Annotated in this window: 12 protein-coding genes; 6 read left to right on the top strand and 6 right to left on the bottom strand. The window is 39.1% G+C overall.

Annotated features, from left to right (window positions below):
- Window positions 1–2 precede the first annotated feature (2 nt).
- The 4 genes from ACW6NC_RS12775 to ACW6NC_RS12760 all read right to left on the bottom strand — a co-directional run bounded on the left by ACW6NC_RS12775 (window position 3) and on the right by ACW6NC_RS12760 (window position 5,447).
- Window positions 3–1,604, bottom strand: a complete 1,602-nt coding sequence (locus ACW6NC_RS12775) for a glycoside hydrolase family 10 protein (RefSeq protein WP_457866571.1) — start codon at window positions 1,602–1,604, stop codon at window positions 3–5.
- Window positions 1,605–1,766: 162 nt separating this feature from the next.
- A complete protein-coding gene (gene murQ, locus ACW6NC_RS12770; protein ID WP_457866570.1) occupies window positions 1,767–2,597 on the bottom strand; it encodes an N-acetylmuramic acid 6-phosphate etherase in 831 nt (276 codons plus the stop codon).
- Between the two features lie 6 nt (window positions 2,598–2,603).
- Window positions 2,604–4,172 carry a beta-N-acetylhexosaminidase gene (locus tag ACW6NC_RS12765; RefSeq protein WP_457866569.1) on the bottom strand — a complete coding sequence of 523 codons (1,569 nt, stop codon included), beginning with the start codon at window positions 4,170–4,172 and terminating at the stop codon, window positions 2,604–2,606.
- A 9-nt stretch (window positions 4,173–4,181) separates the two neighbouring features.
- The gene (locus ACW6NC_RS12760) at window positions 4,182–5,447 is read right to left on the bottom strand and encodes a sugar MFS transporter (RefSeq protein WP_457866568.1); all 1,266 of its coding nucleotides are present in this window, start codon (window positions 5,445–5,447) and stop codon (window positions 4,182–4,184) included.
- A 388-nt stretch (window positions 5,448–5,835) separates the two neighbouring features.
- On the opposite strand from ACW6NC_RS12760, the gene lepA reads away from it, so the two are divergent.
- The gene (gene lepA, locus ACW6NC_RS12755; RefSeq protein WP_457866566.1) at window positions 5,836–7,632 is read left to right on the top strand and encodes a translation elongation factor 4; all 1,797 of its coding nucleotides are present in this window, start codon (window positions 5,836–5,838) and stop codon (window positions 7,630–7,632) included.
- Between the two features lie 117 nt (window positions 7,633–7,749).
- Window positions 7,750–8,505 carry a YebC/PmpR family DNA-binding transcriptional regulator gene (locus tag ACW6NC_RS12750; protein WP_457866565.1) on the top strand — a complete coding sequence of 252 codons (756 nt, stop codon included), beginning with the start codon at window positions 7,750–7,752 and terminating at the stop codon, window positions 8,503–8,505.
- A 4-nt stretch (window positions 8,506–8,509) separates the two neighbouring features.
- On the opposite strand, the gene ACW6NC_RS12745 is transcribed toward ACW6NC_RS12750, so the two are convergent.
- Both ACW6NC_RS12745 and ACW6NC_RS12740 read right to left on the bottom strand, forming a co-directional pair.
- The gene (locus tag ACW6NC_RS12745; RefSeq protein ID WP_457866563.1) at window positions 8,510–10,540 is read right to left on the bottom strand and encodes a cation:proton antiporter; all 2,031 of its coding nucleotides are present in this window, start codon (window positions 10,538–10,540) and stop codon (window positions 8,510–8,512) included.
- A 92-nt stretch (window positions 10,541–10,632) separates the two neighbouring features.
- Window positions 10,633–12,498 carry a cation:proton antiporter gene (locus tag ACW6NC_RS12740; RefSeq protein WP_457866561.1) on the bottom strand — a complete coding sequence of 622 codons (1,866 nt, stop codon included), beginning with the start codon at window positions 12,496–12,498 and terminating at the stop codon, window positions 10,633–10,635.
- A 199-nt stretch (window positions 12,499–12,697) separates the two neighbouring features.
- Between ACW6NC_RS12740 and ACW6NC_RS12735 the strand changes: the two genes are divergently transcribed.
- The 4 genes from ACW6NC_RS12735 to ACW6NC_RS12720 all read left to right on the top strand — a co-directional run bounded on the left by ACW6NC_RS12735 (window position 12,698) and on the right by ACW6NC_RS12720 (window position 18,972).
- Window positions 12,698–14,482, top strand: coding sequence for a cation:proton antiporter (locus ACW6NC_RS12735; protein ID WP_457866560.1), 1,785 nt, complete (start codon window positions 12,698–12,700; stop codon window positions 14,480–14,482).
- 96 nt (window positions 14,483–14,578) lie between these two features.
- On the top strand, window positions 14,579–15,442 hold the full coding sequence (locus tag ACW6NC_RS12730; RefSeq protein ID WP_457866559.1) for an MBL fold metallo-hydrolase: 864 nt from the start codon (window positions 14,579–14,581) through the stop codon (window positions 15,440–15,442).
- A 6-nt stretch (window positions 15,443–15,448) separates the two neighbouring features.
- Window positions 15,449–17,125, top strand: coding sequence for a S8 family serine peptidase (locus ACW6NC_RS12725; protein WP_457866557.1), 1,677 nt, complete (start codon window positions 15,449–15,451; stop codon window positions 17,123–17,125).
- Between the two features lie 8 nt (window positions 17,126–17,133).
- Window positions 17,134–18,972 carry a M1 family metallopeptidase gene (locus ACW6NC_RS12720; RefSeq protein WP_457866556.1) on the top strand — a complete coding sequence of 613 codons (1,839 nt, stop codon included), beginning with the start codon at window positions 17,134–17,136 and terminating at the stop codon, window positions 18,970–18,972.
- Window positions 18,973–19,052: the final 80 nt, after the last annotated feature.

The raw sequence follows: 19,052 nt of genomic DNA, 5'->3' as shown, positions 1-19,052 counted from the left end.
TTTTACTGTATTAAAATCTCTTCGAATTCACTTTGATTTCCAGTACGGTCAACGGCTGTTACACCAATTTTCTCCAGCTTGCGGTCTTCTTCTCCTACTACTCTTTGTAAGTTTTGGGAACGAGCCTGGCTATTTAAAATTTTGTAATCCCAGCTTCCCTTTTCATACTGAAAATAAACTACCCAGCGAAAAACATCATCAGCCTGATTATGCTCCCAGGAAATAACCAGTCTGTCATTATCAATCTCGGTAGTTACCTTAGGGCTTTTGGGAGGCTGGTTATCCAACCAGGGACTAGGTGGTACAAGGCTTTTTTTTCTGTAAGGACCTTCTTTTATGGCCTTTGAAAGTTCTTTATGTTTTACCAGAGGACCTATACTCCAGTGCACCGCACCCTTGCTTTTAGGAAGCATTCCGCGGGTAATCATTATTTGGTTTATGGTTTCATCAATATTTTGGGCATCACCCCCCAGGCCTACATTCATTCCTGGCCACAAATGACGTTGCTTGGTATTTTCACTTTGCCACCAACCTAAGAGCTCAGGGAAACTCTGTCCCAAACTGTTGATTTGCCAGTACAATTGCGGCGTATAATAATCGATCCATCCTTCATTAAGCCAGAGTCTGGCATCAGCATAAAGTTTTTCGTACTGGTCGTAACCGGTTACAGACTCAGGATAACCAGGCCGCCAGATGCCAAAAGGACTTAAACCAAACTTTACATGTGGTTTCTCGGCTTTAATTTCATTGTAAACTCTTTTTATAAATGTATTTACACTTTCACGCCGCCAATCTCCCCGAGAAAGCTGTCCTCCGGCAGCTTGATAAGCCCTCCAGCTCTTGTCGTCTGGAAAATCTTTTCCATCATTGTAAGAATCATAGGGATAAAAATAATCGTCAAAATGAACCCCATCCAAATCATATCTTTTTACCAAATCCATCACAACTGCCGATGATAGGTCCTGTGTGCCTTTTTGTGCAGGATCCATCCACCACATACCGTTATCCAGTTCGACCACAAGATTAGGATCGGTTTTAATAACCGACTTTTCACTGATTTCTTTTCCCGCAGTATGATGTGCCCGGTAGGGATTTAACCATACATGTAGTTCCAACCCCCTTTGATGAGCTGCATTTATCCAGAATTCTAGCGGATCGTAATAAGGATCCGGCGCTTTCCCTTGTTGCCCGGTAAGGTAATAAGACCAGGGTTCTAAACTGCTTTTGTAAAGTGCATCAGCCTGTGGTCGTACCTGAAAGATCACAGCATTAAAGTTATTGTTTTCAAGAAAATCAAGCAACTCAAGAGCCTCTTCTTGTTGCTGGGATGTGGACAACCCAGGTTTACTTGGCCAATTAATATTTGCAACCGTAGCAACCCAGGCTGCTCGGAATTCTTCAATATTTCGTGGAGTTTCCGGATCCCAGGGAGTGATTCCGGCAACTTTTTCTTTTTCAGGCGAAGGAATCTCAGGAGCTGGGACAGGTAAAGTATCTTTTGGCTCAATCTCTTCCGCAGGCATCTCTGGAGCCGGTTGCGTAGATTTACAGGAAGCCAAAATGATGCTTAAAAAGAGTACGTAAAAAAAATATTTAAAACTCATAATTTTAGGAATAAGATAAAATGCTATTCAGTACAAAAAGAAAAGAGAAAGGGCGCTAAAGATTTCCCTTTCTCTTCAATAAAATGATTGTTGATCATTAACATGCCCTCTAGAAATCCATAAGGGGAAATGCCAGAGTTATTATAAAATTTAACAGAATTCTTATTTGGGGTCATTTTTAGAATTACTCACTGCTTTACGGACACTGCCATATTTTTTTAAGAGTTCAGAAGCCTTAGCCTGGTCCACATCGAGTTCTTCCATAATCATTCTGGTACCCCGACCAACGAGTTTCTTATTGGAGAGCTGCATATCCACCATCTTATTACCCTTTACCCTACCTAATTTGATCATAACGGAAGTAGAAATCATATTTAACGCCAGCTTTTGCGCCGTGCCAGCCTTCATTCTTGTGCTTCCTGTGACAAATTCAGGTCCTGTTACTATTTCAATTGGATACTCGGATACCTCAGCAAGAGGGCTACTGGAGCTACAGGTAATACATCCAGTAACAATGCCCTTTTCACGTGCATCTTTAATTCCGCCTATAACATAGGGCGTGGTCCCGGAAGCGGCAATACCTACCAGGACATCATCCGTACTGATTTCATAATCCTGAAGATCCTTCCAGGCTTGTGTAGTATCATCTTCAGCATTTTCAACGGCCTTTCTTAAAGCCACATCTCCTCCAGCAATAAGGCCAATTACCAAATCATCAGTAACCCCGAAGGTCGGTGGACATTCTGAAGCATCCAATACTCCAAGTCTCCCACTGGTTCCGGCTCCGATATAAAAAAGCCGCCCTCCGTTTTCCATTTTGGATACGACGACATCAACTAGTTTCTGTATAGCAGGAATTTGTTTTTCGACGCTATCGGGAACACTTTTATCCTCCTTATTGATATTAGTGAGCAACTCGGTGGTGCTCATTTTTTCCAAATCGTTGTAATTGGAGGATTTTTCGGTATCGGGATTATTCATTTTCACGCTCATTATTATTTATTTTGAAGAAGGAGTAAATCCGGAAAACACTCCCTTACTTCTTTCTGAATTCCAGTTCACCTCAGGAGTTCGGTAATAATTGACCTTCATTCTATCGAGTCTTTCACCATGTTTTCCTAGTCGGCTTATGAAATTTTGATATTCCCGGTTTTCAGTGTTACTCCAGCCCACTTCAGCCATAGCAATACTTCTTGGCCAGAATCTATCATCAAGGGCTGAATCGCTTAAGACCATTTCTGTCCACACCGGAGCTTCCACTCCTATTACATCGGGATTATCCGAATTAAATTCATATACATTCTTTAAGGATACCCCATCTTCCTTACACCAGTTATTGGTAGATTCCTGACCTTCAACATTGGCATGATCAAAGTAGAAGTGAGAACAGATAGACTCGATAACTTTAACGTCTACCACACTTTCAACCTCCCCGTGCCAGCGTTGACTTATAAAACTAGAATCAACTTCAGCCTTAGTAGCTTCTTCCCATCCAATGGAAGTTTTACCCAAACCTCTGACGATGGAATCGGCTTTTACCATAAACTCTTCATATAAAGGATCTTCGATCTCATCGCCCCCAATATGAAGCCATGGGCCTTCAGTTATTTCAGCCATTTCTCCTAAAACGGTTGCTACAAAATCATAAATTTCAGGGTTCTCAAGACAGAATTTGCTCCAGCCTACATTATACTCGTGATATAAAGCAGGTGGCGTAGACCGAGCAGGAGTTAGATTCGAAAAACCTTCGCAATTTAATTCCGGATAAGCCATTAAGGCTGCGTAATTATGACCAGGCATATCAATTTCCGGAATTATTATAATGTTTCTAGCAGCAGCATATTCCTGGATCTCCTTATATTCCTGCTGGGTTAAAAATCCGGATCTTCCACCCTTTACAGCCCCCATACTTCCAACTTCTGTAAGTTTAGGAAGCTGCTTGATTTCAATTCTCCATCCCTGATCATCGGTAAGATGAAGGTGAAGACGGTTAAGCTTATAAAAAGCCATTCGATCTATATGATTTTTGATGTATTCAGGTCCAAAGAAACTTCTGGAAATATCGATCATAGATCCTCGCCATTCATATTTTGGAACATCTGTTATAGCTACTTGTTGTAATTTTATTTCCTTAGAAACCTTTCCTGTTTCTATTGCTGCAGGAAACATTTGCCTAAGAGTCTGTATTGCATAGAACAACCCGTCCTCCGTGGCGGCAACTAGGTTGACCTTATCTTGAGTAATATCAAGTTTATAACCTTCATCCCCCAGGCTTTCCTTCAGATTTTCATCTATATTCAGTGAGAACCCAAGACAATCCTCTCCTTCCATAGGAAAGCTTTGTGCATAGGTGTTTTTCAGCAATTGTTGCAGCCAGGCAGCCGAGGCTTTCGCCTTGGAATTATAACAAACCACTGTTTTTTCTGGAAGAGTGAATACCCCCTCTTTCCATTCAATTTCTGCCGGCTGCGGAATAATTGCCGGATTTTCTGCAGGAACTTCCTGTGCTATGCCTACAAATGGAAGCCATAACATCAGCATCATCAAATAGTGTATCGTTGTTTTCATAATAAAGATTTATTTAATTTTATGTCCTTTGGCTGCGAAGAACCAAATATAAAGATAACAAGGAATTACGATCCAGTACGCCTGTTGGGTGTCAAAAGTATCTGCTAAATACCCATAAACAAGTGGCAATATAGCTCCACCGGCCAATGCCATAATCAAAAAGGACGAGCCCATTTTGGTAAATCTACCCAATCCGTGAAGTGCCAAGGGCCATATCGCTGGGAAAACCAAAGCATTGGCCAAACCTAACAGCGAAATACAAAGTACTGAAATATAGCCATCAGTAAATATGGCTGCCAGGCCTAGAATTATACCCAGAATACCCGAAACCTGTAAAGCTTTCTGCTGGCTTATATATCTAGGAATAGTAACCGTTCCGATGAGGTATCCGACAATCATTGCGATAAGGGTGTAAGTAGTAAAGTATTTAGCAACGTCAGTAGCAATATTGTGCCCATCCCTTGCGTAACTTATCACGGTATCCCCGGCAATTACTTCAACCCCGACATAGAGGAACATTGCCAGAGTTCCAAGTAACAAATTAGGAAACTGGAGCACGCTGGTTTTATTCTTATTTGCAGCAGCAACAGTTTCATCTTCACTATCAGTTTCAATTTCAGGAAGTGCCGAATAATAGATAAGAACAGAAAGACCAACCAAAATTACCGCCATAATCATATAAGGGGTAATTACCAGAGAAGCAAGTTCATCCAATTCAGCTGCTTTTGCTGCAGATCCCATATTTTCGAGCCTTGCTTCTACGGCATCCATATTCTTAAGCAGAATCGCACCAAAAATAATTGGAGCCAATGCTCCGGCGACCTTGTTACAAATACCCATTATACTTATTCTTTTGGCCGCACTTTCAATCGGTCCAAGAATAGTGATATAAGGATTTGCTGCAGATTGCAACAACGCAAGTCCAGTACCCTGAATAAACAAACCGAAAAGAAACATCGCATAGGTTCTGGACATAGCTGCGGGTATAAAGATTAGTGCACCAATTGCCATAACCACAAGTCCAAGAGACATTCCGTTTTTAAACCCTACTCTTTTTAATACCCAGGCGGAAGGAATAGCCATAACAAAATATGAGATGTAAGATGCGAATGCAACGAGGTAGGATTCAAAATTATTCAGCTGACTGGCCGTTTTTAAAAATGGAATAAGTACAGAATTTAGCCAGGTAACAAACCCGAAGATAAAGAATAGGACACCAATGATTATTATAGACCTGTTGGTGCTGTTTTTACCTGATTGTTCTTGTACTGCCATATTATAATTTTTAATTGTTAGTTAAGATTTTAAAGTTTCAAAAATGTTAATAAACATATAACAAAAAACTTACTTACAAAAAAAAGAAACTTTTTTAGAACGGGTAGTCACTTCACTAAGTTTTTTTAAGAAATACTTGTAGATTGCTTATTTTTTTATTTATAAAAGAACTCTTAAAATTTTTGCCTCAATCAGAAACTTGTTTTCCATACATATTGGAAACGGCTTAAATAAACTATATTTGTAGCCTTAAATTCGAGACTAAATAAAAGGAATGAATAAGGTTTAAATAATTCCTATCCTACTGTTTTTTAAGCATATATAAAAAAACTTGAATAAACAAAGAGGGAGTACATAAATCTTTTAATATACCTACTCAATATTTTTTATGAAGCATATAAGAAACTTCTGCATTATTGCACACATTGATCACGGAAAAAGTACACTGGCCGATAGATTGCTGGATTTTACGGGTTCGGTTACCGAACGCGAAAAACAGGAGCAATTATTGGACAGTATGGATCTGGAACGCGAGCGGGGCATCACTATAAAAAGTCACGCTATCCAGATGGATTATATCCATGAGGGTGAAAATTATATATTAAACCTCATTGACACTCCCGGTCATGTAGATTTTTCTTATGAAGTTTCCCGTTCTATTGCAGCCTGTGAGGGAGCCCTTCTAATAGTTGATGCCGCCCAAAGTATCCAGGCGCAAACAATCTCCAATCTTTATCTGGCATTGGAAAATGACCTGGAAATTATACCTGTACTCAATAAGGTTGATCTTCCTAGCGCTAATCCCGAGGAAGTTACGGATGATATCGTAGACCTTTTAGGATGTGATGCTTCAGATGTTATTCCTGCCAGTGCCAAAACAGGTTTAGGAATAGAGGAAATTCTCCACGCCATCATCACACGGATACCTGCACCAAGCGGAAAGGTAGATGCTCCTTTAAGAGCACTTGTTTTCGATTCTGTTTATAATCCTTTTCGAGGGGTGGAAACCTTCTTTCGGGTTATCAACGGAAGTATCAAAAAAGGGCAACATATTAAGTTCGTTGCAACGGGCAAGGATTATTATGCCGACGAAGTGGGTACCCTGAAATTAAAACAATTACCAAAAAAAGAAATTAAAACCGGAGATGTTGGTTACCTAATCACCGGAATTAAAGATGCACGAGAGGTAAAAGTAGGTGATACTATTACAGATGCAAAAAATCCAACTACTGAAGCTGTTGCTGGTTTTGAGGATGTTAAACCAATGGTTTTTGCAGGTATTTATCCTGTCGATACTGAAGATTACGAAGAGTTAAGAGCATCTATGGAAAAACTACAGCTCAATGATGCTTCGCTGGTTTTTACTCCTGAAAGTTCTGCCGCACTTGGCTTTGGTTTCCGTTGTGGTTTTCTGGGCATGCTTCATCTGGAAATTATACAAGAGCGCCTTGAAAGGGAATTTGATATGACCGTTATCACCACGGTACCCAACGTATCTTACCACGCTTATACAAACAAGAATCCCGATGAGGTTATTCTTGTAAATAACCCTTCAGATCTACCTGAACCTTCCTCCCTTAACCGTGTGGAAGAACCCTATATAAAAGCGAGTATAATCACCAAGGCCGATTATGTTGGACCTGTGATGAATTTATGTATTGAGAAACGCGGTGAGATTACAAACCAAACTTATTTAACCCCAGAAAGAGTCGAACTCACTTTTGATATGCCCCTGGCAGAAATAGTTTTCGATTTTTATGACCGACTAAAAACCGTCTCCCGGGGCTACGCATCTTTTGATTATTCTCCTATTGGTTTACGCCAGTCTAAGCTAGTTAAAGTGGATATACTTCTGAATTCTAATAAGGTTGATGCCCTCTCCGCTTTACTTCACGTCGATAACGCCTATGACATTGGTAAGAAAATGTGTGAAAAGCTCAAGGAACTCATTCCCCGGCAACAATTTGATATACCCATTCAAGCGGCCATCGGCGCAAAGATCATTGCCCGGGAAACCGTTAAAGCGCTTCGTAAAGATGTTACAGCAAAATGCTATGGAGGGGATATCTCGCGAAAGAGAAAACTTCTTGAAAAGCAGAAAAAAGGAAAAAAACGAATGCGCCAAGTTGGAAATGTGGAAATTCCACAAGAGGCATTTATGGCGGTATTAAAGCTTAATGATTAATCTCAGCCCTGAGAACAAAACCCACCTTGCACGGTGGGTTTTTTAAGCACTTGTGGCATCGGATTTTTTCTCTTTCCTCATTTTTTTATTTTTGTAAATCTTCAAAATAGAACTACCATGGCTGGACATAGTAAATGGGCGAATATTAAGCATCGCAAAGGAGCTCAGGATAAGAAACGGGCAAAAGAGTTTACCCGAGCAATAAAAGAAATAAGTGTAGCTGTAAAGGACGGAGGCGGTCCAGATCCTGAAGCCAATCCTGCTTTAAGAAATGCCATATCCAATGCCAAAGGCGTAAATATGCCTAAGGACACCATTGAAAGAGCCATAAAAAAGGCCAGCGGGGCTGATGCCGATAATTATGAACTTGTCACTTTTGAAGGTTATGGTCCGAATGGAATCGCTTTTTTTATAGAATGTACCACGGATAATACCAACCGCACGGTAGCATCTGTAAGATCGATTTTCTCAAAAAATGGAGGTAGCCTTGGCACCAATGGCTCTTTGGAATTTCTTTTTGATAAAAAAGGAGTATTTATTATTGAACGAGAAAAGGTAACAATGGATTTTGAAGAATTCGAACTAGAACTTATAGAAGGCGGCGCTACCAAAATCGAAAAGGATGAGGACCTTTTGAGTGTTTACACCGATTTCACCGATTTTGGGTTAATGTCTTCAAAACTGGAAGAACTTGGCATTGAAGCTAAAGCCTCAGAAATTCACCGAATCCCTATGAACACCCTGGAACTTCCAGTTGAGGATGCTAAAAAGATCCTGGATTTGGTTGAAAAATTTGAAGAAGACGACGATGTTCAGAATGTTTATCACAATCTGGAGATTACCGATGAACTGATAAATTCTTTGGAGGAATAAACCTCTACTGAGGATATACAATTATCTTGGTATTCTCTGCAAAATATTGTTCCAGTTTTTGAGGGATTTTTTCAATAATTGCCTGATGAACGATGGTTTTTTCGCGTCCCATCACAAGCATAATGATATCTTCCGGCCGCACTTTTTGGGAAATAATAAGAAAGTCTTCCCAGTTTACAAATTCTTTAAAGGTAAATGGAGCTTTTAAATTGAGATCTTCTACTGTTTTTTCAATAGCATGCCATGTAATTTTGCTTGAATAGAGTGCTATAGGAATGCTCAGCTCTTCTGCAATGATTATCAATTTTTTTATCCAAATTTGAAATCCTTCAAGGGTTTCAGTAAATGGCGGAACAGCTACAATCAATCCCTCGTTGGTGGCCCAGGGTTTTTTTACATCACAGAGGAACAGCGTTTTTTTCGTATGTTTAATTATACTTTGCATTTTTTCCCCGATTACTAGGCCAGGTCGAGAACTTGTGGGCCATCCCATAACAATAATATCTGAAATAAGTTCACGGGATTTTCTTGCAATTCCATCAGCTACATCCTGGTCTATGGTTGCGGTTATCTCTACATCAGTTTCAGAGGCTGAAGCCTGTTTTACAAAATCCTCAAGTTTATTCTTTGCCTGGGCTATATTAAGTTCGGCTTCTTCATCATTAGGAACCACAGAAACTATGGATATAGGATTCCTTGAACTTCTATCCTTAATCAGTATTGCAAATTCCAGTAACTTGTCAAAATTAACTATGTTGGCCAGGGGTAGCAAAATGCTTTCCATTTTATAGCTTTCAGATCTTTTGATCTCTTCCGGGTTTAACGCCTTCCCTTCTTCCGCCAATCGTACCGCGGCCTTTTCTGTAGCGAAAGTGGCAACTATAGAAGTTAAGAGAATAAGTATTATTGTTCCATTGAGAATATTGATATCTATAATCTCCGCGTTATAGCCAACAATTATTACCGCCAGGGTAGCAGCAGCATGACCACTACTTAGTCCGAATATAACCTTACGTTGGGCATTGGAGTACTTAAAAACCAGCTGGGTAAAAAATGCTGCGAGCCATTTCCCAGCTAGGGCCACCACTGAAAGGGTTAGGGCCACTATAATAGCCATATACCCACTTAAAATCACACTGATATCCACTAGCATTCCTACACTAATAAGGAAAAAGGGAATAAAAAGGGAGTTCCCCATGAATTCTATCCGGTTCATAAGCGCGGAGGAATGAGGAATTAATCGGTTTAATGCCAGCCCGGCAAGAAAGGCTCCAATAATATCCTCCACCCCCGCAAGTTCAGCCAAAAAAGCGGCAAGAAACACTATGGCAAGTACAAAGATATAGTGGGCATGTTTTTCTTTTTCCATGCGTGTAAAAAACCATTTAGCCAGTCTTGGAACCAAAAAGAACATGATAGCAATAAAAATACTCAGGGAAATAACCAACCTTATCCAAAAATCGACAGTAAGTCCACCTTCCTGAGCATTCCCCATTATCACTGCAAGAATAATTAGTACTGCGGTATCAGTTAAAATAGTTCCTCCCACCGTTATGGCAATAGCTTCATTTTTTGCTACCCCCATTTTACTTACTATGGGATAAGCAATCAGCGTATGAGTAGCAAACATACTCGCGGTAAGAAAGCTTGCATTAAAGTCATAACCTAAAAGGTAATAGCATACCGGAAAACCGATAACCAGCGGTAGAATAAAAGTAAAAAAACCAAAGAGCAAACTTTTGTTTCGATTTACTTTAAACTGATTCATGTCTAATTCAAGTCCTGCAATAAACATGATATATAGAAGACCAATTTTGGAAAAAAGATCTATTGCAGCATTCTGCTCCAGGATTCCGAAACCATAAGGCCCTATAATGATTCCAGAAATAATCAACACGATAATTCCAGGAATATTAATTCTTTTAAAAATTATAGGAGATACCAGGATAATAACCAGGATAAGAGAAAATACTAATACCGGATTGCTGAAGGGTAATTCAAATTCATGCTTCAGGATATCTAAAAACTCATTCATCTGGTTCCTGTTTGATTCCTATAAAAATAGGAAAAACAACAGTGTCAGATGCTTGCTCCTTAAAGATTATTGTTGTTCACTGGAGGTGGATTTTATGAAGTAGCCGGTTCCTCTTTGGTATTCTTTCCTGCATTTTGTTCACTTTCCAATACTTTACCAAGATAAACCAGTGCGAAACCTTCTTCGATTTCAACTTGTGAACTGTTGGAAGGGATAATGGTAAATTTGCCCTCTTTGTTCTTCACAAATACAGGAACTATTTCCGGATTCGATTTAGTAATTTCGATCAGTCCTTCATAATGTTCTTTACTATTGAGCTCTTTTTCATGGATTTCCGGGTATTCTCTGGCGAGTTCAGTAAGCTTGATATAATCATCGGTATGAGAAAACAGCCCCTCTTCTGGATTGAGTTCAGGGTTAGTCATCTCATCTGAAGTAATTACTCTAAAAGAACCATTTTCTCCAAACTGCTTTTTGAATTTATTAATTGCTGTTTTATTGATATCACTATTGCCAGTCATTGCCATTAAATATCCGATATCATTTAACTCAATGTTATTTAGAAGATTATCCTCGTAAACGCTACCTTCAATAGCATCCAGTCCAAGACCTTTCGCTTTTTTTACATTATCCCTGTTACTATCGAGTAAAACCACATGACGTTTGTTATCCTGCAGGTATTTTCCAATTAACCTTGCAATAGAAGAGGCCCCGATAATTAATATTCCTTCAGATTCCTTAATAAAGACCCCAACTATTTTTGCAAAAAACCTCGCCGTAGCAGCATTCAGTAGCACAGAAAAGAGCACAATCATAAATACCAGAGGCGTTATATATTCGGCATCTTCTATTCCTTCTCGGGCCAGCCTAAGACCAAAGAGCGAAGCGATCCCTGCAGCAACAATACCACGTGGACCTACCCAGCTAATAAAGGAAATTTCATTTACCTTAAGGCCAGATCCCAATGAACTTAGAATTACCCCTAAAGGTCTTACAAGCAAAACCACTATCCCAAAAAGAATAAGCGATTGCCAGTTATACACCAATAGCATTTCCTCCATTTCGATGTTAGCAGCAAGAAGAATGAAAAGAATTGAAATTAGCAAAACACTTAATGATTCCTTGAAATAAAGAAGTTCTTTAATATTGGGAAGCTTTTTGTTTCCCATGACCATTCCCATTATAACCACAGCCAGTAATCCACTTTCATGAGCAAAAGTATCAGCCAGTACAAAAACCCCCAAAACCGTTGCCAGGATAAATACATTTAGGAGATAATGAGGGATAACATTTTTTTTGATAAGAAAAGCCAGGAGATTGGCGAAAGTAAATCCAAAAGTGAATCCGAATAGCAAAATTTTTCCAAATTCTATCAGAGCAGTTTGGGTAAAATCCTGGCCTCCTTCTACCCTTATAAATTCAAACATCAAAACAGAAATAAGAGCACCGATGGGATCTATAAGAATTCCTTCCCACTTGAGGATAGAGGAAACATGTTTTTTCAGCGGAATATTTCTTAAAATAGGTGAAATTACAGTCGGCCCGGTGACAATAATCAGCGCTGAGAAAAGAAAGGAGATTTGCCAGGTTAAACCAAATATAAAATGTGCAGCCAAACCGGCCCCTACAAAAGTAACGAGGGTTCCAACACTAATGAGCTTTAAAATAACAGGACCAATATTTCCTATTTCACTCTTACGTAAGGTTAACCCACCTTCAAAAAGGATAATTGAAATCGCAAGGGATACAAAATAAAACAAACTTTCTCCAGGAAACACGCCTTCACTGCCATTCCAAATGGGTTCCAGCCACTTTGTACCATCCTCTGTAAAAAATGTAGAAATAGGACCAACTAAAAGCCCTATAAGAATTAAAGGGAGAATTGCAGGGGTTTTAATTTTCCAGGCCAACCATTGAGCCAAAATTCCAAGTATAACAAGACTTGCAAGTTCTAACATGCTTCATTTATTTAAGCGGAATATTGCTATTTACAAAAATAACCCGATTTAAAAATGAATTTGAGGAATTTTCTCGTTTTATTAAAAGAAAAACTGCTTTTAATCATTTTTAATTGCATTCAAGTTGAAATATTAAATTTTAGGTTAAAAATAATTAATATTTTGTAGGTCATTTAAAAGTTAAAAACAGCTAGACGCTATGGAAGAATTAAATATCCTTAATCTTTTAATCATACTCTCAAGTGCATGGATAGGTGGTTCTTTAGCCAAGAAAATTGGTTATCCTGCTATTCTAGGTGAACTTTTAATAGGAATTCTTCTGGGTCCTGCGCTATTCGGTCTGCTAGAAACCTCAGAGATGATCAATGTTTTGGCAGAAGTTGGTATTATTCTTCTGATGGTATACATAGGGATGGAAATCAACTTCAGGGATCTGGGTAAAGCATCCTGGGCAGGATTACTTGCTGCAGTTGGAGGATTCATTGTGCCTTTTATATTGGGTTATTATACGATCATTTTCTTCGGCGGCACACAAATGGCGGCAATATTTGTAGCTATCGCTGTTGGAGTAACCTCTTTGGCAACCAAAAGTCGAATCCTGGTTGATCTTAAATTACTCAATACCCGTATAGCTTATGTATTAATGGCTGGAGCTCTTATTTCGGATACTCTTGCCCTTGTGATCTTTGCCGGAATAATTAGTTATGTGGACGCCGGAAGTATTGATAGCTTGGGGTTAACCTGGGTTGCGGGCAAAGCTATCCTATTCTTTATCTTTACTGCCCTTGCTGGAATTTATCTTCTGCCACTGCTTGGAAAATATCTTTATAAAGCCAATATTACCAGCCGTACCCTGCATTTCACTCTTATATTAATTATTGTATTAGGCTTTTCTGAACTCGCTGAACTTGCAGGTCTCCATAGTATTCTAGGGGCTTTTATGGCTGGTTTATTTATTAGAGATGGTGTTTTCCAACGCCAGATTTCTAAAGATATCAATCATATATTCCACGATGTCTCAGTGGGGTTTCTTGCTCCTATTTTCTTTGTCTCCGCCGGATTCAATGTTACCTTAGAAGTGTTCCAAACTGATCTTTGGATGCTAATTGTGGTTACTGCTGTAGCCATGGTTGGTAAAATAGTGGGTACCGCCGTGTTTTATCTTCCCAGTGGTTATGGCTGGAGAGAGGGAATAACTGTGGGAACAGGAATGAACGGGAGAGGTGCCGTAGAGATTATTATTGCGGGAATTGGCTTGCAAATGGGGATCATAACTTCAGAGATCTTTTCCATCCTGGTTTTTATGGCGATTTTCACCACTTTAAGCGTGCCGGTTATGTTAACCTGGACAACAAAATGGCTTAGAAATAGGGGTGAACTTGTTACCCAGGAATCAAAGTCGGGATATATTATTCTGGGTGCAAATCCTCTGGGTCTGTTTGTGGCCAGTAAATTAAAGGGAGACCAAGAGATGGTGATCATAGATGGAAACCGGGAGCTTATTGCAGAGGCTAAAAAACAAGGTTTTAAGGCTATCCATGGCAATATTCTTAAGGAGGAAACAATGGAAGATGCTAAAGCCTTAGAAAAAGGCACCTTTATAGGTCTTACAGGAAATAGTGAAATAAATCTACTTGCGGCTCAACTTGCTGATGATGCATTTTTTATTCCCAATAAGATTGTATTGGTTTCTCCCAATGAAAACGGCGCCGATGTAGAGCTTCTGGATAAGGTTGATGCTACCTCGATGTTTGCGGATAAAACCGAACTCGAACCCTGGTCAAATCGAATATTCTCGGGCAATTTTCAAGAAATTCAACAAGAGGTAGAAGAAGAGATAACTACCCGGGAATGGGTTAAAGCGCATCAGCAAAAAAAGGCTGATTTTCTACCTGTAGTTATTATTAATACTGAAGGTCAGAAGCGTCCATTTCATTACAATGATATTATTCTTCCAGGAGAAAAGGTGCTATATCTCTCCTGAATTCTGAATTTCCTGTTAAAAAATATTCCCTGGTTTACTTATTGCTTAATCATGTATGATGCTTTTAGTAATTTGCAGGGGAAAAAATCAATATTTATGAAATTATATCCTATAGAATCCGGAAATTTCAAACTAGATGGTGGTGCCATGTTTGGGGTTGTTCCCAAAACCCTTTGGAACCGAACAAATCCTGCCGATGAAAATAATATGATTGATATGGCTGCTCGTTGTCTCTTAATTGAGGATGAAGACAGACTTATACTTATCGATACAGGAATGGGCGAAAAGCAAAGTGAAAAATTCTTCAGTTATTATTATCGCTGGGGAGATCATTCTATTGATAAATCCCTTAAAAAATATGGTTTTCACCGAGATGATATTACTGATGTTTTTATGACCCACCTACATTTTGACCATTGTGGAGGGAGTATACAATGGAATAAAGACCGCACGGGTTACGAACCCGCTTTCAAAAACGCTCAATTCTGGAGTAATAAAGAGCACTGGTTGTGGGCGACCCAACCAAATGCCCGGGAAAAAGCTTCATTTTTAAAAGAAAATATTATTCCCATGGAACAAAGTGGGCAACTTCATTTTCTGGAGAGAAAAGATTCTGAAAGATATAAACAGTGTAATAACTTTCCATTTGATGTATTATTTGTAGACGGTCATACTGATAAACAGATGATTCCACATATATCTTATAAAGAGAAAACCCTGGTTTTTATGGCGGATCTTCTTCCTACAGCAGGACATATTCCTTTACCTTACGTAATGGGCTATGATACCCGTCCATTGCTCACCTTATCCGAAAAAGATAGATTCCTCAAGCAGGCTGCCAATGAAAATTTCTATCTTTTCCTGGAACACGATGCCCACAATGAAATCATCACACTTAAAAACACCGAAAAAGGTGTTAGACTAAATGAAACTTTTACTTTTAACGAACTTTTTAATTAAAAAACTATGAAAATACCTTTTTTACAACAGGTACTTATAATGGCAAGTGCCGTATTAATTACAGGATGTAGCAGTACGGCACCAAAAATAATCTCTACACCAATTGCTAATATTGATTCTATCCCATTAAAAATTACTGACCTGTCTGAAACTGAATTAAAAGGTTGGGGCGGTGCAGATCTAATGTCCGATACTATCCCTGGAATGAGCGTAAATCGAGCTTACCAGGAAATCATTAAAAACAATGAGGGTCAAAAAGTTATAGTAGCAGTGTTAGATAGCGGGGTAGACATTGCTCATGAAGATTTGCGAAGTGTGGTTTGGGTTAATCGTGATGAAATTCCCAACAATGGAAAAGATGATGATAAAAATGGCTACATCGACGATATTCACGGTTGGAACTTCCTGGGTGATGCCGTGGAGGAAAATATGGAATATACGCGTATTATGAAAAGGCTTGGTCCTAAATATGAAGGAAAACCAGCCAGTTCTATTAGTACGGCAGATCGGGCTGAATATATATACTACCAGGAAGCAAAGGCTGAATACGAAAAGGAATATAACGAAACCCTTCAGAATAAAAACCAGTATGAAGCCATTAAAAAACAACTGGTAGCCGCCCATGCGGCTGTATCCTCTCAACTTGGGAAGGAAGATTATACCAATGAAGAGTTAAGAGCATTGGAAACCACAGATCAACAATTGACTCAATATAAGGCTATGTTACTCCAAATTCAGGATAATGTTAATGAAAACATTCCAGAGGCCTTGGAAGAACTCGATGAAGCCATTGAATATTATGCTGGAAGGATTGATACTCATTTTAATCTTGAATTGGATGGAAGGTCACCGGTAGGAGACGATCCTTATAATATAAATGATACCGATTACGGAAATAATAAAGTTGCTGGTCCGGATCCAAAAAAGGAAGATGCAAAACACGGTACTCATGTAGCCGGAATTATCGCTGCCAACCGGGAAAATGACATTGGAATAAAAGGTATCGCTAATAATGTAGAAATAATGGTGATAAGAGCTGTACCAGATGGTGACGAATATGATAAAGATATCGCTCTAGGAATTCGGTATGCCGTGGATAATGGTGCTAAAATTATCAATACCAGTTTTGGTAAGTACTTTTCCCCTAATCCAGAATGGGTAGAAGAAGCCATACAATATGCTGCTAAAAACGATGTACTTATCGTAAATGCAGCCGGGAATGAAGGCATAAATCTTGATGAAAAAAGAGTTTATCCCAATGATCAGACTCCTGAAAACCCTGACGAGATTTCTAATAATGTTTTAAGTGTTGGGGCTCTCAATTTTGATTATGGATCCCGGTTAGTAGCTGGTTTTTCCAATTATGGAAAATTAAATGTAGATGTGTTTGCTCCAGGAACAAAGATATGGTCTACCACGCCCAATAATGAATATGAATATATGCAGGGGACCTCTATGGCAGCACCAGCCGTTTCCGGGGTAGCAGCATTAATACGATCATTTTATCCCAAACTATCCGCTGCTCAGGTAAAACAAATTATTATGGATAGTGGAATTAGTACTAAAACCAGCGTATTAGTTGGAGAAGAGGGTAGCAATACTCAACAATTTAATGAGCTTTCTGTATCAGGAAAAATGGTAAACCTTTATAACGCCTTAATATTAGCATCACAAACTAAATAGACAATTTTATGAAGAAAATATTTCTAAGTTTAACCCTATTAGCAACCTCTTTAATGTTTAGCCAGAACAATACTGCTTACTGGCAACAACATGTTGACTACAAGATGGAAGTAAATATGAATGTTGAAAACTTCCAATATAGCGGAACCCAGGAACTCGAATATACCAATAATTCTCCCGATACTTTGAACCGGGTGTTTTATCACCTGTTTTTCAATGCCTTTCAACCGGGTAGCGAAATGGACGTACGTTCAAGAACTATCCAGGATCCGGATAGAAGGGTTGGAGACCGAATTTCAAAATTAGCTCCTGAACAACAAGGTTTTTTAAAAGTATCTAGTCTGACTCAAAATGGTATAAACCTTAATTATGAAGAAGTTGGAACAATCCTAGAGGTAAACCTTTCGGAGCCTATCCTTCCTGGAGAAAAAACCGTTTTTAAAATGGAATTTAACGGGCAGGTTCCTCAACAGATCAGAAGATCAGGAAGAAACAGTTCTGAAGATATTGCCCTCTCTATGACCCAATGGTATCCTAAATTAGCCGAATATGATTTTGAAGGTTGGCACGCTGATCCTTATATCGGTCGGGAATTTCACGGAGTATGGGGTGATTTCGATGTTAAACTCACTATTGATAAAAATTACACGGTAGCCGCAACCGGATACCTCCAGAATGCTGATGAAATAGGGCATGGTTATAGTGAAGAAGAAGTAGATACTCAAGAGGATACCCATACCTGGCACTTTGTTGCTCCCAAAGTTCATGATTTTTCCTGGGCTGCAGATCCTGAATATATTCACGATACAAGAATAGCCGAAGATGGTACTGAACTTCATTTTTTCTACAAAGACAATGAAGAAATTAAAGAAAACTGGAAAAACCTTCAGTCTAAAACAGAAGAATTATTAATGTTTTTTAATGAAAAGATTGGACCCTACCCGTGGGATCAATATACTGTTGCCCAGGGAGGTGATGGAGGTATGGAATATGCCATGCTTACCTTAATAACCGGAGAGAGAAAATTCCAGAGCTTGGTAGGGGTAACGGCTCACGAGTTAGCTCACGCCTGGTTTCAGCATCTTATGGCCACCAATGAAAGCAAACATGAATGGATGGACGAAGGTTTTACCTCCTACATTTCCAGTGTAGCGATGAATCGCGTTATGCAGACCAATGCAGAAAATCCACATACGGGTTCTTACCGCGGATACCTTCAGCTTGCAAATTCAGGAATCGAACAACCGCAAACCACCCATGCGGACCGCTACTCACGCAATGCTGCCTATGGTGCTTCAGCATATTCTAAAGGTGCCGTATTTCTAGCCCAGTTAGGTTACGTAATAGGAAAAGAAAATCTAGATAAAACTCTTAAGAGATACTATAAGGACTGGAAATTTAAGCATCCGACACCAAATGATTTTATTCGTGTTGCCGAAAAGGTTTCCGGTGCTGAACTTGACTGGTATTTAATGGATTGGACCCAAACTACCAATCGTATAGACTACGCTGTTAAAAATGTTGAAGAAGTCGATGAAAATTCCACTAAAATCATTTTGCAAAGAAATGGCCAAATGCCAATGCCTATTGAATTGAGTATAAACTATACAGATGGAGAGCAACAGATTCATTATATCCCTCTACAAATGATGCGATGGGAGAAAGAACCTGAAACAGAGAATTGGGTTCAGGAAAAAGACTGGGCCTGGGCCTATCCTACCTATGAGTTAAAGATAAATAGACCTAAAAGTGAAATCAAAAGCATTGAAATTGATGACACCCATCTTATGGCCGATGTAGATAGAAACAATAATGTTTATCCCTCAGAGGAATCTGAAAAGGAATAAAATCCAGTTATTTAGATTCAAAGCCCTTCCTAATCGAAGGGCTTTTTTTATTATTAAAAAAATAATTTATCAGTTCATGT

Source organism: Salegentibacter profundi (assembly GCF_054121475.1).
The sequence above is the reverse complement of the archived record's forward strand: the minus strand, read 5'-3'. Positions and strand labels throughout refer to the sequence as shown.